Origin of the sequence: Streptomyces sp. NPDC053076 (genome assembly GCF_044546845.1) — a bacterium.
Classification (GTDB): domain Bacteria; phylum Actinomycetota; class Actinomycetes; order Streptomycetales; family Streptomycetaceae; genus Streptomyces.
Map to the genome: position 1 here is coordinate 227252 of NZ_JBITZL010000002.1, position 15425 is coordinate 242676.

At 69.7% G+C, this 15425-nt stretch carries 13 protein-coding genes; 4 read left to right on the forward strand and 9 right to left on the reverse strand.

Annotated features, from left to right (window positions below; genetic code table 11):
- Window positions 1-257: 257 nt before the first annotated feature.
- On the reverse strand, window positions 258-527 hold the full coding sequence (locus ACIGYR_RS08360) for a hypothetical protein (RefSeq protein ID WP_391845239.1): 270 nt from the start codon (window positions 525-527) through the stop codon (window positions 258-260).
- Between the two features lie 314 nt (window positions 528-841).
- Between ACIGYR_RS08360 and ACIGYR_RS08365 the strand changes: the two genes are divergently transcribed.
- Together ACIGYR_RS08365 and ACIGYR_RS08370 are read left to right on the forward strand one after the other, a co-directional pair.
- Window positions 842-1369, forward strand: coding sequence for a universal stress protein (locus ACIGYR_RS08365; protein ID WP_391845240.1), 528 nt, complete (start codon window positions 842-844; stop codon window positions 1367-1369).
- Window positions 1370-1498: 129 nt separating this feature from the next.
- Window positions 1499-2059 carry a GPR1/FUN34/YaaH family transporter gene (locus tag ACIGYR_RS08370; RefSeq protein WP_399596278.1) on the forward strand — a complete coding sequence of 187 codons (561 nt, stop codon included), beginning with the start codon at window positions 1499-1501 and terminating at the stop codon, window positions 2057-2059.
- Between the two features lie 208 nt (window positions 2060-2267).
- Here ACIGYR_RS08370 and glmS read toward each other — a convergent pair whose 3' ends face one another.
- Window positions 2268-4085, reverse strand: a complete 1818-nt coding sequence (gene glmS, locus ACIGYR_RS08375) for a glutamine--fructose-6-phosphate transaminase (isomerizing) (RefSeq protein WP_391845244.1) — start codon at window positions 4083-4085, stop codon at window positions 2268-2270.
- A 45-nt stretch (window positions 4086-4130) separates the two neighbouring features.
- Window positions 4131-4388 (reverse strand): hypothetical protein, encoded by a 258-nt coding sequence (locus ACIGYR_RS08380; RefSeq protein WP_391845245.1) that lies wholly within the window; start codon window positions 4386-4388, stop codon window positions 4131-4133.
- A gap of 165 nt (window positions 4389-4553) precedes the next feature.
- On the opposite strand from ACIGYR_RS08380, the gene ACIGYR_RS08385 reads away from it, so the two are divergent.
- Window positions 4554-6119: a fibronectin type III domain-containing protein gene (locus tag ACIGYR_RS08385; RefSeq protein ID WP_399596275.1), complete on the forward strand. Its 1566-nt coding sequence runs from the start codon at window positions 4554-4556 to the stop codon at window positions 6117-6119.
- 281 nt (window positions 6120-6400) lie between these two features.
- Entirely contained in the window at window positions 6401-8002 is a 1602-nt protein-coding gene (locus ACIGYR_RS08390; RefSeq protein WP_399596273.1) for a beta-N-acetylhexosaminidase, read from the forward strand.
- 60 nt (window positions 8003-8062) lie between these two features.
- Here the strand turns inward: ACIGYR_RS08390 and ACIGYR_RS08395 are convergent, their stop codons facing one another.
- From ACIGYR_RS08395 to ACIGYR_RS08420, 6 genes are all read right to left on the reverse strand, one after another.
- Window positions 8063-9832 (reverse strand): IucA/IucC family protein, encoded by a 1770-nt coding sequence (locus ACIGYR_RS08395; RefSeq protein ID WP_399596272.1) that lies wholly within the window; start codon window positions 9830-9832, stop codon window positions 8063-8065.
- A complete protein-coding gene (locus tag ACIGYR_RS08400) occupies window positions 9829-10353 on the reverse strand; it encodes a GNAT family N-acetyltransferase (protein WP_399596270.1) in 525 nt (174 codons plus the stop codon). The genes ACIGYR_RS08395 and ACIGYR_RS08400 overlap by 4 nt, the downstream gene beginning before the upstream one ends.
- Complete coding sequence (locus ACIGYR_RS08405) at window positions 10350-11636, reverse strand: lysine N(6)-hydroxylase/L-ornithine N(5)-oxygenase family protein (RefSeq protein WP_399596268.1); 1287 nt, start codon at window positions 11634-11636, stop codon at window positions 10350-10352. The genes ACIGYR_RS08400 and ACIGYR_RS08405 overlap by 4 nt, the downstream gene beginning before the upstream one ends.
- Window positions 11620-13062 carry a lysine decarboxylase DesA gene (gene desA, locus ACIGYR_RS08410; RefSeq protein ID WP_399596266.1) on the reverse strand — a complete coding sequence of 481 codons (1443 nt, stop codon included), beginning with the start codon at window positions 13060-13062 and terminating at the stop codon, window positions 11620-11622. Before desA ends, ACIGYR_RS08405 begins: the two co-directional genes overlap by 17 nt.
- Window positions 13063-13185: 123 nt before the next feature.
- The gene (locus tag ACIGYR_RS08415; protein ID WP_399596264.1) at window positions 13186-14043 is read right to left on the reverse strand and encodes a siderophore-interacting protein; all 858 of its coding nucleotides are present in this window, start codon (window positions 14041-14043) and stop codon (window positions 13186-13188) included.
- 148 nt (window positions 14044-14191) lie between these two features.
- Complete coding sequence (locus ACIGYR_RS08420) at window positions 14192-15238, reverse strand: ABC transporter substrate-binding protein (RefSeq protein ID WP_399596263.1); 1047 nt, start codon at window positions 15236-15238, stop codon at window positions 14192-14194.
- Window positions 15239-15425 lie beyond the last annotated feature (187 nt).

Below are 15425 nucleotides of genomic sequence, written 5' to 3' on the forward strand. Positions count from 1 at the left end.
ATCCCGCGGTGACCAGTTCGACACGCCGGACATTGTCGACATGACAACTTGGCGTGAAGCATTCGATCACGAAGCGTTGCACTCGTGAGGCGTGCAGGGAAGTGCGCCTTGTCGCAGTGGCCAAACCGCGTAGGGTGCGCAGCGGTCCCTGGACCCTTTCCGTGCAGGTGGAACGGGGGTTGGGGGGTGGTCGGGACCCCTCCTGGTCGATATCCAGAAGTTGGCCGAAAACCAGCGCTTAGAGGCGCGGAAACAGGTCAGTCGACCGGTGTCTGCCCTCGCGTGTGACGTCCGCCTCTTTGCGCGGCGCAACGCGCGGCACCCCGCTCCGAGCGGCGCAGCAGCACCCGGCACACAGCCGTGACGGCGGCGAGGCCCAGCGCGGTTCCCGCCGCGCCGGCCAGCGAGGTGCCGTACCAGAGCAGCACCACGGGCACGAGCACGCAGCTGAAGGCGGCCCAGCGGATCACATCGCTCGCGGTGTCCGGCGCGGGGCGCGGTTCGCTGCTGGATCCGGGTCCGGGCATCTCGTACTCCCTGTGGCGGTGGCTCACCCCGGTTCAACGCCCGTTCGACCGGTCGGTCACCGACGGTACTTCTGTGAATCCCGTGCAAACCGCCTGTACGGGGCAGCAACCATTGCGTTACGGGCGCGGCTCGTGCATGCTCCGGTGAACCCCTACGGACGTCGGGGGAGCCGCTCACGGAGCGTGCGCGGTATCTGTGCTCAGGAGGCGTGCCGCCGTACCCTTGGGGGTATGGGCTTGGGAAGATGTTTCCCGGACACAGCTCCGCCGCACACTGTCGTCCCTCCCTAAAGGATCACAACGCCGAGACAGTCATGGCCGGTCACGAATTCTTCGAACCCGCGGACCGCAAGCGGCCGGTCGCCGATCCCACGGCGGCCGATCCCCTGGCGGCGGAAGAGTCACGCCCTTCCTGCGACCCCGCCTTCCGGCACGGAGTCGTCGTCGGCTTCGACGGCTCCACCTCGAGCGAGCGCGCCCTCGCCTACGCGATCGGCATGGCCCACCGCTCCCACTCCGGCCTGATCATCGTGCATGTCGCCAACCGGTTGCCCACGACCGTGTGGGCCGGCTGCGAGCCGCCCGTCTTCGTCGACGTGCCGGACCACCGCACCGAGGTCCTGGGGCTGGAACTGGCCTGTGCGGAGTACCTGGCCGAGGTTCCGTGGATCCTGGTCGAGCGGGGCGGGGACATCTGCCACGAACTCGAAGAGGTGGGCCGGGAGTACGAGGCCGACGCGATCGTCGTGGGCTCCACGCACGGCATCGTCGGCCGGATCTTCGGCTCCGTCGCGGGGCGGCTCGCCAAACGGGCGAAGCGGCCCGTGATCGTCATCCCCTGACCCGCGTCACCCGCCCCCTCCAACTCCCTTTGTGCAACGCGAAACTACTCGCGCGTAGAGGTGGGTTGTGCCCTTGTGAAGGGCATATACCGGTCACCGCGCAACTGCACAGCACGAAGGGAGCCCGCCGTGGACAACGAAGTCTCCGCGGGAAACGGAAGCACTGTTGTGGTCGGCCGACTCGCCCTGGGGATCACCCTGTTGGCGTTCGGGCTCGGTACGACCGGTGTCATCGACGGCGTGGCCACGTCCGACGCCGTCTCAGTGGCCCACTACGTGGGCGGAGTTGCCCTGTTCCTCGTCGGCCTGGTGGCCTTCCGCGGCGGCGACGGCGTGTCCGGCACCGGCTTCGTGGCCCTCGGCGCGCTGTGGTTCACCTGGGCGGCCGGCGGTCACTCGTCCGCCGACGCGGCCGGGCTGTTCCTGCTTCTGTTCGCCCTCGTGGCTCTGACTCTGACCCTCGCGGGCGGGGACGGCCTCGGACAGGTCATGTACGGGCTGCTGTTCCTGGCGATGGTGGTGCTGGCCGTCGCGGCCTTCACCGACAGTTCCGCTCTCGCGAAGGCCGGGGGCTGGGTGGCCGTCGTGTCGGGGGCGGTGGCCTGGTACGCGGCGACCGCGGCGCTCGCGCACTGGCCGACAGCCCTTTCCGGGCGTGCCGCCGGCCGGGGGGTGACGGCCACCGGCTGACACTCAGCGGCACTGGAAGGACCCCCGCGTGTCTGGTGGCACACGTGGGGGTCCGTTCCGTTGTCGCGCCCGTGCGGGTGCGTTGTGGCTGCTCGCGCGGTTCCCCGCGCCCCTTGCGGGGCGCGGTCCTCCGTGCGCCTGGCGGCGTGCGGTTCCCTGTGCCCCCTGAGGGGGCGCGGTTCCCCGCGTCCCTAGCCGGGGGTGCGTCCTACTCGACCGTCACCGACTTCGCGAGGTTCCGCGGCTTGTCGATGTCGCGGCCCAGGGCCAGCGCCGTGTGGTAGGCGAGGAGCTGGAGCGGGATGCCCATCAGGATCGGGTCCAGTTCGTCCTCGTTCTTCGGGACGAGGATCGTCTGGTCGGCCTTCTCCTGGTGCTGGTGGGCCACGGCGAGGATCTTGCCCTCGCGCGCCTTGATCTCCTCCAGCGCCGCGCGGTTCTTCTCCAGCAGGTCGTCGTCGGGGACGATCGCGACCGTGGGGAGGGCCGGCTCGATGAGGGCCAGCGGTCCGTGCTTGAGCTCGGAGGCCGGGTACGCCTCGGCGTGGATGTAGGAGACCTCCTTCAGCTTCAGGGACGCCTCGCGGGCCACCGGGTAGCCCCGGACACGGCCGATGAAGAGCATCGAGCGGGCGTCGGCGTAGGTCTCCGCCAGCTGCTTGATGTCCTCTTCCTGCTTGAGGATCTCGGTGATCTGGTCGGGCAGCTTGCGCAGCCCCTCGATGATCCGCTTGCCGTCGCGGACGGAGAGGTCGCGGGTGCGGCCCAGGTGCAGGGCGAGCAGGGCGAAGGCGACCGTGGTGTTGGTGAAGCACTTGGTGGACACCACGCAGACCTCCGGGCCCGCGTGCACGTAGATGCCGCCGTCCGCCTCACGGGCGATCGCCGAGCCGACCACGTTGACCACGCCGAGGACCCGGGCGCCCTTGCGCTTGAGCTCCTGCACGGCCGCGAGGACGTCGTACGTCTCACCGGACTGGGAGACCGCGATGTACAGGGTGTCGGGGTCGACCACCGCGTTGCGGTACCGGAACTCGGAGGCGGGCTCCGCGTCGGCGGGGATGCGGGCCAGTTCCTCGATCATCTGGGCGCCGATCATGCCCGCGTGGTACGAGGTGCCGCAGCCGAGGATCTTCACGCGGCGGATCTGCCGGGCCTCGCGGGCGTCCAGGTTGAGGCCGCCGAGGTGCACGGTGGAGAACCGGTCGTCGATGCGCCCGCGCAGCACACGGTCCACGGCGTCGGCCTGCTCGTGGATCTCCTTGTGCATGTAGGTGTCGTGGCCGCCCATGTCGTACGAGGCCGCCTCCCACTCCACGGTGGTCGGCTCGGCGGTGGTACGGGTGCCCTCGGTGGTGTACGTACGGAAGTCGTCGGCCTTGAGGGTGGCCATCTCGCCGTCGTCGAGGGTCACTATCTGCCGGGTGTGGGCGACCAGGGCGGCGATGTCGGACGCGACGAACATCTCCTTCTCGCCGATGCCGAGGACCACCGGGGAGCCGTTGCGGGCCACCACGATGCGGTCGTTGAAGTCGGCGTGCATCACGGCGATGCCGTACGTGCCCTCGACCACCCGGAGGGTCTCGCGGACCTTGTCCTCCAGCTTCTCGGCGCCCGAGCGGGCGATGAGGTGGACGAGGACCTCGGTGTCGGTCTCGGAGAGGAACTCGACACCGTCCGCCTCCAGCTTGCGGCGCAGGTCGGCGGCGTTGTCGATGATGCCGTTGTGGACGACGGCGACCTTGCTGTCGGCCGACATGTGCGGGTGGGCGTTCAGGTCGGAGGGGGCGCCGTGGGTGGCCCAGCGGGTGTGGGCGATGCCGGTGGTGCCCTTGAAGCGCGCCGGGACCTTGGCCTCCAGGTCGCGCACCCGGCCCTTGGCCTTGACCATCTTCAGGCCGGGCGTCTTCGGGGAGGTGACGACGATGCCCGCGGAGTCGTAGCCGCGGTACTCCAGCCGCTGCAGGCCCTCCAGGAGGAGAGGAGCGACGTCACGCTTCCCGATGTAACCGACAATTCCGCACATGTATAGAGGTATCCCTTGGCTGTCGCTGGTCCGGTCCGGCTGTTCTCAGCCGTAGACCATGCGGCGCAGCTGCCTGAGCGTCAGCTCCGGCGGCGCCACCGCCCGGTATTTCAGGTCCGCCTCGATCCGTCCGAAGATCTCCGCGTTCACCAGGCCCTGGGCCTGGAGCTCGCGGTGGCGGCGACGGACGAACTCCTGGGTCGTCTCGTCGAAATAGGCGAGCACGTCCTGGACCACCCGTAGCGCCTCGCCCCGGTTCAGGGCCGTGGACCGCGTCAGGTGATCAAGAAGTTCGTCGTGCACCCGGTAGATCCTGGGGCACCGGCGGCCGTTTCGCAAGAATCGTGCCCGATTTCGGGCAGAGGGCTATTGAAACTCTTATGGATCTTTGTTCGCGGACTGTCCATCCTGTGTCTTGCGTCTCGTTGCCCGAACCGGCGAGTTTCAGACGCCATGGACATTCCTCGTATGGGCGTACCCGAGAAGCTGGCCGAGCGCATGAGCATGGCCGAGCAGCATGAGTACCTGCGCGCCAGATTCTCGCGGCGCACCATGATCAGGGGCGGCGCGGTCACGCTCGGCGCCGTCACGGGTGGCGCGTTCGTGCCGGGCGCCACCGCCCAGGCCGCCGTGCCCACGCAGGGCACCTCCTCCGCCTCCGAGACGGTCGACGGCTCCCTCGTCGCGCCCTTCGGCCGCCACCTGGCCTGGGGCAACGACCCGCGCACCGAGATCACCGTCTCCTGGCAGGTGCCGGTCGCCGTCAAGAAGCCGTTCATCCGCGTCGGCGCCCACCCGTGGGACCTCTCGCGCAAGATCGAGGCCGAGGTGCGCACCCTCTACACTCCGGCCGGTGTCGGCGCGAGCGGCGACCACACCCAGTACTACCTGCACGCCAAGCTCACCCACCTGCGCCCCGGCAGGACCTACTACTACGGCGTCGGCCACCAGGGCTTCGACCCGGCCGAGCCGCGCCTGCTGGGCACCGTGGGCACCTTCACCACCGCCCCGGCCCACAAGGCGCCGTTCACCTTCACCGCCTTCGGCGACGAGGGTGTCGGCTATCACGGCCTGGCCAACAACGTTCTGATCCTCGGCCAGAACCCGGCCTTCCACCTGCACGCCGGTGACATCGCCTACGGCGACCCCTCCGGCGCGGGCAAGACCACCGACACCGGGTTCGACTCGCGCACCTGGGACCAGTTCCTGTACCAGACGGAGTCGGTCGCCAAGCAGGTCCCGTGGATGCCGGCGTACGGCAACCACGACATGGAGGCCTGGTACTCGCCCAACGGCTACGGCGGCGAGGAAGCCCGCTGGACCCTCCCGGACAACGGGCCCGACAAGAAGAACCTGCCGGGCGTCTACTCCTTCGTCTACGGCAACACGGCGGTCATCTCCCTCGACGCCAACGACATCTCCTTCGAGATACCGGCAAACCTGGGCATCTCCGGCGGAACCCAGACGACATGGCTGGAAGCCCAGCTGAAGAAGTACCGGGCGGCGAAGGACGTCGACTTCATCGTCGTCTTCTTCCACCACTGCGCCTACTGCACCTCCACCGCGCACGCCTCGGAGGGGGGTGTGCGCCAGGAGTGGGTGCCGCTGTTCGAGAAGTACACGGTGGACCTGGTCATCAACGGCCACAACCACCAGTACGAGCGCACCGACGTCATCAAGGGCGACAAGGTCACCAAGAAGCTGCCGATCGGCGGCACGGCCTACCCCGAGACCGAGGGTGTGGTCTACGTCACCGCGGGCGCCGCGGGCCGCAGTCTGTACGCCTTCTCCGCCCCGGACTCCTACGAGGGCCACGAGCACGAGACCGACTCCGTGGCCTCCTTCATCAACACCAAGGACGGCAAGGTCGACGAGACCGTCGGCTGGTCCCGGGTGCGCTACCTCAACTACTCCTTCCTGCGCGTGGACGTCACGCCCGCGCCGCGGGGCCGCCAGACCACGCTGAGGGTGTCGGGCATCGCCGAGACCGGCAACCGCATCGACCACTTCACGGTGTCCCGCAGGGCCAAGTAGGCGTCCGGGGGGCGGGCGGTCCTCGCGCACGCTGGAGGAACGCCTGCCCGGCCGGGGCGAACCCCTCCCTCGCCGGCACCCCGGCGCGACCCGCCCGGCTCGCGGCGGAGCCGGCCCGCGTCCCTGTCCCGGCCGGGAGGTGACCCGCACGGCATCGCCGCCGACGGCCAGATGCCGTCCTGTCGGGGGGATTCCGGCCACGCGGGGGGTTGTTCCACCCGATCTGCGGGACAGTGGTCTCGACCACATCTGACGGTCGACCACATCTGAAGGGAGCGCATGTGAGACGGAACCACAGCACGACTCCCCGAACCCCCCGCGTCCTCGGATCCCTGCTGCTGCTCGCGGCGGCCGGCGTCCTCACCCTCGGCGCGGCCCCCGAGGCGCGGGCCGCCGCTCCGGTCCCGCTGGGCCGGGTGGTCCCGGCACCCGCCTCGGTCTCGCCGGGCGGGACGCCGTACCGCATCACCCGCGCGACCGGCATCCATGTCGACGGCTCCGCCGAGGTCCAGCGGGTCGGTGCCTACCTGGCCGGCATCCTGCGACCCTCCACCGGCTACCCGCTGGCGGTCACCGACCACGGCACCGGTGGCATCCAACTCCGCCTGGCAGCAGGTGAATTCGGCGCCGAGGGGTATCGGCTGCACAGCGGCGCCGGTGGCGTGACCCTCACCGCGAGCACCCCCGCCGGGCTCTTCCACGGCGTCCAGACCCTGCGCCAGCTCCTCCCGGCGGCCGTCGAGAAGAAGACCGTCCAGCGCGGCCCCTGGCAGATCACCGGCGGCACCGTGCAGGACCGCCCCCGCTACGCCTACCGGGGCGCCATGCTGGACGTCTCCCGGCACTTCTTCACGGTCGCCCAGGTCAAGCGCTACATCGACCAGTTGGCCCTCTACAAGGTCAACGAGCTGCATCTGCACCTCAGCGACGACCAGGGCTGGCGCATCGCGGTCGACTCCTGGCCGCGCCTGGCCTCCTACGGCGGCTCCACCCAGGTCGGCGGCGGCCGGGGCGGCCACTACACCAAGGCCGACTACCGGGAGATCGTCCGCTACGCGGCCTCCCGCTATCTGGAGGTCGTGCCCGAGATCGACATGCCCGGCCACACCAACGCGGCCCTCGCCTCCTACGCCAAGCTCAACTGCGACGGCACCGCGCCCCCGCTGTACACGGGCACCCAGGTCGGCTTCAGCTCGCTGTGCGTGTCCAAGGGGGTCACCTACGACTTCGTGGACGACGTGGTCCGGGAGCTGGCCGCCCTCACCCCCGGCCGCTATCTGCACATCGGCGGTGACGAGGCGCACTCCACCGGCCACACCGACTACGTGAGGTTCATGGACCGCGTGCAGCCGGTCGTCGCCCGGTACGGCAAGACGGTCATCGGCTGGCACCAGCTCACCGGCGCCCATCCGGCCCGAGGCGCCCTCGCCCAGTACTGGGGCCTGGACGGCACCGGCGCGGCGGAGAAGGCACAGGTGGCCGAGGCGGCCCGGAAGGGCACCGGGCTGATCCTGTCCCCGGCCGACCGGCTCTACCTCGACATGAAGTACACGAGGACGACGAAACTCGGCACGGACTGGGCGGGTCTGGTGGAGGTGAGGCGGTCCTACGACTGGAACCCGGGCGCCTATCTCGCCGGTGTTCCCGCCTCGGCCGTCAAGGGGGTCGAGGCGCCCCTGTGGACGGAGACCGTGAAGAGGTCCGCCGACATCGAGTACCTGGCGTTCCCGCGGCTCGCCGGAGCGGCCGAGCTGGGCTGGTCGCCGGCGGCAGGCCATGACTGGAACGCCTACCAGGTGCGGCTGGCCGCGCAGGGGCCGCGCTGGGACGCCCTCGGCATCCACTACTACCGGTCGCCGCAGGTGCCCTGGCCGAAGCGCTGACCACATGCTGACGGGCACCCCGCAGGACCGTCTCCGGGGTGCCCGTCCGTCTGCCGGGGATCAGAACCCGGAGAGGGGGTTCTTCAGGTTCCCGGCCAGCTGGAGCGCGCCGGACGGATCGGCGAGGTCCACCATCTGCTTGTTGTCGCGCAGCTGGAGCCGGTTGAGGCAGGACAGTGCGAACTCGGGGGCGAACATGTCGTACTGGCGGAACTTCTCGGCCAGTTCGGGGTGCGCCTCCTGGTACTCGCGGGTGACCTCGGCGACCGTGCGCCAGAAGCCGTCCTCCTCCAGGATGCCCTCGGTGGCGAGATGGGCGGCGAGGAAACGGAAGAAGCAGTCGAAGACGTCCGTGAAGACGGACAGCAGCTTCTTGTCCTCCGGGACCTCGACACGGATCCGCCGCACCTCGGGCGGCAGCGCCGCGTCCGGGGCCATGACGGCGATCTCCTCGGCGATGTCCTTGTAGACCGCCCGCCGCACCACGCCGTCCTTCAGGACCAGGATGACGTTCTCGCCGTGCGGCATGAACACCAGGTCGTAGGCGTAGAAGCTGTGCAGCAACGGGGTGTAGTAGGCCCGCAGATACCCGCGCAGCCACGCGGTGGGCGTCAGGCCGGAGCGGGCGATCAGCGCACCGGCGAAGGAGGCGCCCTGGTGGTCCACGTGCAGCAGGGAGGCCATGGTCGCGAGGGACTCGCCGTCCTGGAGCGAGGGCACCGGGCTCTCCCGCCACAGCGCGGCCAGCATCTTGCGGTAGGGGGAGTGGCGGTCGGTGGCCCGCTCGTACTCCAGGTGCCGGTAGCCGACGGCGGCCCGCTCGCGGATGATCGTGAGACCGGTCGACTTCAGCACCGGGTCGTTCTCGATGAGCTGGGCCAGCCAGTCGTTGATGGCCGGGGTCGCCTCCATGTAGGCGGCCGACAGACCCCGCATGAAGCCCATGTTGATGACCGACAGGGCGGTCTTCACGTAGTGCTTGTGCGGGGCGCTGGCGTTGAAGAAGGTCCGGATCGACTGCTGGGCCAGGTACTCGTCGTCGCCCTCACCGAGGCAGACGAGGTGGCGGCGGGCCACCTCGGCGGCGAACGTGACACTGAGCTTGTTCCACCACTGCCAGGGGTGGACGGGTATGAACAGGTAGTCGGCGGGGTCGAGGCCCTGGCCGGTGAGGGCGGCGCGGAACCGCCGCACCGTCTCCTCGCCCAGCTCCTCCCGCAGGAACGACTCGTACTCGATCCCGACGCCCGCCGTGAACACGGCCCGCGAGCGGTGCGCGGCCAGCCACACCAGCCGGACCGGGCTCGCCGTCTCGGGCGCGTACGACAGGTACTCGTGGATGCCGAAGCCGAGCCGCCCGTTGTTCGCGACGAAGCACGGGTGTCCCTCGGTCATCCCGGTCTCGATCGCCTGGAAGCCGCTCGACGCGAGCTCCGCGGAGGTGACGCGGGGCTTGGTGAGCTTGTAGCAGGTGCCCGAGAGGGTGGAGGAGATCTCCTCCAGGTAGACCGGCAGGATCTCGTCGCTCAGCCCCAGGGCGTCCTTCAGCTCGATGAAGAAGTCCAGTGCCACCAGCGGCAGTTGCGCGCCGTCACGGTGCCGGGTGATCGACGCGGGGTCGATCTGCCAGTGGTCCAGGGCCCGGCGTACGGCGCTGAACCGGTAGCAGGTGAGCCCGTCGTCGCTGCGGACGGCGTACCGGTCGCCCTCCTCCTCGGGCGTGATCAGGCGCTCGTGCGCGAACTCGGCGAGCGCCTTGCGCAGCAGCAGCCGGTTGGCGGTCGCCCAGCGCTCGGGGGACAGGTGGGCCACGGCGTCGGCGAGGGTCATACGGTCACCGCCTTCCGGAACTGTTCGCGGGTGCAGAAACTGAGCAGGGCCCGCTTCTCCGGCTTGTCGATCTCCCGCTCGGCCACGAAGCCGACGGCCTCGTTCAGGGCGTGCACGGCCTTGTTGCGGACGTCCGGCTCGACGACGACGCGCTCCACGGCCGGGTCCTCGAAGAGGCGGGCCATGACGGCGGTGATGACGGCCTTGGTGAAACCGTGCTCGGGGGTGTCCGTGGCGGGGGTCAGGAAGTGCATGCCGACGTCACCGGGCCGCGGTTCGTACAGCCCCACCAGTTCCCGGTGCGCGGGGTCGTACTTCTCCATCAGGAAGGCGGGTTGGCCGTCGCGCAGTCCGAGCAGCGCGTGGTGGTGCTCGTCCGCCGCGATCTCCATGTAGGCGCGCTCGACGTCCTCGAGTTTCGCGTCCCGCATCATCCAGAAGGCCGCCTTGGGGTGGGTCACCCAGGAGTGCAGCAGTTCGCCGTCCTTCAGCGGATCGACGGTACGGAAGGTGAAAGTCATACGGCGAACTCCTGGAACGCGATGGTCTTCTCGACCGGGTAGTACTCGGTGCCGAGCAGCTCGCGGATGATGTACGAGTTGCGGTAGGCCCCCATGCCCAGGTCGGGGCTGGTGATGCTGTGGGTGTGGACGCCGGCGTTCTGGAGGAAGACGCCACGGCCGGTGACGTCGATGGCGTAGTTGCGGGCGACGTCGAAGCGGCCCCGGCCGTCGAAGCGGAGGCGGCCCTGGACCGGGGCGAGGAAGGCCGGCGGCGTGTAGTGGTAGCCGGTGGCCAGGACCAGGCCCTCCGTGCGGATCTCGAAGTCCTTGTCCTGCTCGTCCTGGTGCAGGCCCAGGGCGTACGTGCCGTCCTGGTACGTCGCCGTGCGCAGCGTGGAGTTGGTGAGCAGCCGGGTCGGGACCGGGCGGTCGCCGCTCTCCACGTGCTTCTGGTAGAGCAGGTCGAAGATCGAGTCGATCAGGTCCGCGTTGATGCCCTTGAACAGGCCCTTCTGTTGTATCTCCAGCCGGTAGCGGGTCTCCTCGGGCAGCGCGCGGAAGTAGTCGATGTAGTCCGGGGAGGTCATCTCCAGGGTCAGCTTGGTGTACTCCAGCGGGAAGAACCGCGGGGAGCGGGTGACCCAGTTGAGCTGGTAGCCGTGCACGTCGATCTCGGCGAGCAGCTCGTGGTAGATCTCGGCCGCGCTCTGGCCGCTGCCGACGACCGTGACGGACTTCTTCTTCCGCAACTCCGCTTTGCGGTGCATGTACTGGGAGGTGTGCAGGACGTCCCCGTCCAGTCCCTGGCAGGCCGGCGGGACGTAGGGGGCCGTGCCCGTGCCGAGGACCAGGTGGCGGGCGCGGTAGGTGTCCCCGGCCTCGGTGCGGACGGCGTACAGCTCGTCCTCGTACGTCACCTCGGTGACCGTGGTGCCGAAGCGGACGCTGCTCAGCTTGCCGGCCGCCCAGCGGCAGTAGTCGTCGTACTCGACCCGCAGCGGGTAGAAGTTCTCGCGGATGTAGAACGAGTACAGTCTGCCCTTCTCCTTCAGGTAGTTCAGGAAGGAGTACGGCGAGGTCGGGTCGGCCAGGGTGACCAGGTCCGACATGAACGGGGTCTGGAGGTGCGCGCCGTCCAGGAACATCCCGGCGTGCCACTCGAAATCCGGCTTGGAATCCAGGAAGACGCCGTCCAGTTCGGCGATCGGTTCGGTGAGGCAGGCGAGGCCGAGGTTGAAGGGGCCGAGCCCGATCCCCACGAAGTCGTAGGTCTTGGTCGGGCTTTCAGGACGCGCGGTCAAGGGACACTCCCAGGTACTGCTCGGCGTGGCCGGCGATCAGATCGAGGACGGCGGCGATGTCGGCCGTCGTGGTCTCGGGGTTGAGCAGGGTGAACTTCAGGTACTGGCGGCCGGCCACCCTGGTGCCCGCGACCACGGCGTCGCCGGAGGCGAACAGGGCCTTGCGGGCGTAGAGGTTGGCGCGGTCGGTCTCGGCCGGGTCGGTGACGGCTGCCGGGATGTACCGGAAGACGAGGGTGGACAGGCTGGGCTCGACGACGACGTCGTAGCGGGGGTCGGCCGCCAGCAGCTGCCAGCCCGCCCGGGCCAGGTCGCACACCTCGTCGAAGAGCTGTCCGATGCCGTCGGCGCCCATCGTGCGCAGGGTCATCCACAGCTTGAGGGCGTCGAAGCGGCGGGTGGTCTGGAGGGACTTGTCCACCTGGTTGGGAATACGTTCCTGCACCATGCGGCGCGGGTTGAGGTACTCGGCGTGGTAGGTGGCGTGCCGCAGGGTGGCCGCGTCCCGGACCAGTACGGCGGAGGAACTGACCGGCTGGAAAAACGACTTGTGGTAGTCGACGGTGACGGAGTCGGCGCGCTCGATGCCGTCGATGCGGTCCCGGTACTTCAGTGAGGTGAGCAGTCCGCAGCCGTAGGCCGCGTCCACGTGCATCCAGACGCCGTGCCGGGCGCACAGCTCGGCGATCTCCGGCAGCGGGTCGATGGAGCCGAAGTCGGTGCTGCCGGCGGTGGCGACGACGGCCATGGGGACCAGGCCGTCCTTCGCGCAGCGCTCGAGTTCGTGGGCGAGGCCGACCGTCTGCATGCGCTTGTCGTGGTCGACGGGGATCGCGACGACGGCGTCCGGCCCGAGGCCGAGCAGTTTGGCGGACTTCTGCACGCTGAAGTGGCTGACCTCGGAAGCGAAGATGCGCAGTCGGGCGAGGCTGTCGCTCTTGGCCTCCTCCCGGGCGAGGAGCAGGGCCTGGAGGTTGGACTGGGTGCCGCCGGAGGTGAAGACGCCGTCGGCGGCCGGGCCGAGGCCGATGCGGGCGGCCGTCCAGTCGATGAGTTTGCGCTCGATGAGGGTGCCGCCGGCGGACTGGTCCCAGGTGTCCAGCGAGGAGTTGACCGCCGAGAGCACGGCCTCGCCGAGCACCGCCGGGATCACGACCGGGCAGTTGAGATGGGCGAGGTAGCGGGGGTGGTGGAAGTAGACGGCGTCCCGCAGGTAGACGTCCTCCAGTTCGTCCAGGACGGCGGCGGTGTCCCCCAGTGGACGGTCGAGGTCGATCCCGTCGATGCGGGGGGCGAGGGCGTCCACGGTGACGCCGGTGAACGGACGGTCGGTGGTGGCGAGTTTGGCCGCCACCCGCTCGACTCCTTCGGTCACGGAGCGGCGGTAGTGCTCCGCGGTGAGGCCATTGAGCAGGTGCGAGCGCATGTGGGGGTCCTCCGAGGGACGGTCCATACGGGGATCAACTTAGGTAAGCCTAACCTAAGTTCATGGCGTCGAGGCGTGCCTCTCCAGTGACCGGCGTCACTTCGAGGCGCGGGGGCCGCCGGGCTACTCGGCGGCGCGGAGCTGTTCCTCCGTCATTCCCTGCCGCCAGTAGCCGACGAAGATGACGCGCCGCCTGTCCACCGCGCGCTCTCCGACGAAGTACCGTCGCAGCGCCTTGACTTGACCGGACTCGCCGGCGATCCACACGTACGGCCGTTCGGCTTCCGGCAGCCGGGCGGCCCGTACGGCGTCGACGGCCGTGGGGGACCCGTCGTGCCGTACGAGCCACGTGATCTCCGCGTCCGCCTCCGTGCGTACGTCCTGGATGTCACCGGCGTGCGGGACCTCCAGCCAGGCGCGGACCCGGGTCCCGGCGGGGAGCGACTCGAGGATCGCGGTCGCGGCCGGCACGGCCGTCTCGTCGCCGCACAGCACGACGAGGTCGGTGCCCTCGGGCGGACGGAAGCGGATCGCGCGGTTGTCGGCGACGGCCGGTCCGAGCAGCAGGACCCGGTCGCCGGCGGCGGCGCGCGCGGCCCAGCGGGAGGCCGGGCCGGCGGGCGCGGCGGAGGCGCCGGGCCCGACGCCGTGCAGGGCGAAGTCGATGTCGATCTCGGCCGTGTGGCCCAGGGCGTCCCGCCGCAGGGCCCGCAGGGTGTACGAGCGCATCACCGCCCGTACGTCGTCCGGCAGTTCACGCCAGCCCTGCCACCAGCCGTCGCCCAGCTCCAGCGGGACGACCGGCTCGGGCTGGCCCGGGTGCGGCAGGAACAGTGAGAGCGACTGGTCATGACCGTCGGAACGGAAGGCGTGCAGATCGGCACCGGCGAAGGTGACCCGGAGCAGAGACGGGCCGAGCCGCCTCGTCCGTACGACCTGAAGGGAGAAGAAACGGAACGGGGCGGCTACGGCCGTTGTCATCTGCGGCTCCTGAGGGGGCTCCAGAGGGCGGTGGGGCGCGCCCCGGAGGGGCGCGGGGTCGTACCGGGCGCGACCGGCCACGGCCGGCCGGCAGTTCAACGGCTGCGAGGAGGGACCCGGCGCTCGGTCGGTCCTCGCGGCGAAGCGCCTAGCCGACCTTCTCGGCCTTCTCCAGGGCCTCGGCCAGGCTCGTGAGCAGCGGCACGCACTTGTCGTAGGACAGGATCGGCTCCGGGGAGCGGGCGATGACCTGGCCGGCCTTGACCGCGGGCAGCTTCTTCCAGGTCGCCTTGGTGATGTCGGCGGGCTGGATGGCCGAGGTGCGGTCGTCCATCATGATGATGTCGGCCCGGTACTTGTCGACGTTCTCCCAGCTGAGCGACTCGTACCAGCCGCCGCCCTGCTTCTTGGCACTCTCCGGCGGCTCCACGAAGTTCACGCCGAGGGCCTTGAAGTACTCCAGGTCGATGGAGAGGTCGGTGCCGGAGACGTAGAACAGCTGGTCGCTGGCGCTGCCCGCCATCACCTTCACGTCGGGCTTGGCCTTGGCGGCGGCGCGCAGCCGGGCCGCGGCGTCCTCGAACCGCTTCTTGGCGCCGGTCACCTCGGTGGCCTTCATGTCCGCGCCGAGCGACGCGGCGAGGTCCCACATGCGCTGCAACGGCTGGGTGAGCTGGCGGTCGTAGACGGAGATGCCGACGCTGGGGGCCAGTTGGGCGATCTTCTTCTTCGACTCGTCGGGGACGTACCAGAGGGTGCCGGCGTCGTCGAACATGGTCGAGATGAGCACGTCCGGCGCGAGCGACGCGTACTTCTCGATGTTGAACTGGCCCCAGGTGTTGCCGAGGACCGTCACCTTGCTGATGTCCATGTCGCCGGCCTGCACGTCGGGCTTGCCCGCGGTGGTCTTCGTCGGGCCGAAGACACCCTTGACCTGGATGCCGTAGTCGTACAGCGCGGCGCCCACGCCGGTGAACGCGACGATGTTCGCGGGGACCTTGTCCAGCTTCACCGCCGTGCCGCGGTCGTCCTTGAAGGCCCAGGGGCCCGACTCGCCGTTCTTGGCGGCCGTGCCGGAGTCACTGTCTTTGCCCTTGTCGTCCCCGCAGGCGGCGAGCGCGGCACCGAGTCCGAGGGCGCCTCCCGCGGCGAGGATGCCGCGGCGAGTGAAGTGGGTGGCACGGGCTTGGGACATGGGTATGACTGCTTTCGAACGGGGCGGTCTGCCCGCCGGACGAGTTCAGAGGTCAGGTTAGCCTAACCTCACTTGCTGTCCAGGGCCCGGGGCCGGGTCGAACGGTCGCCCCCCGGCTGCATTGCGATCGTGATCGCTCCCCCTTGTCCCCGTGATCACGCCGGTGTTGAATATCCCGGCCTTATGA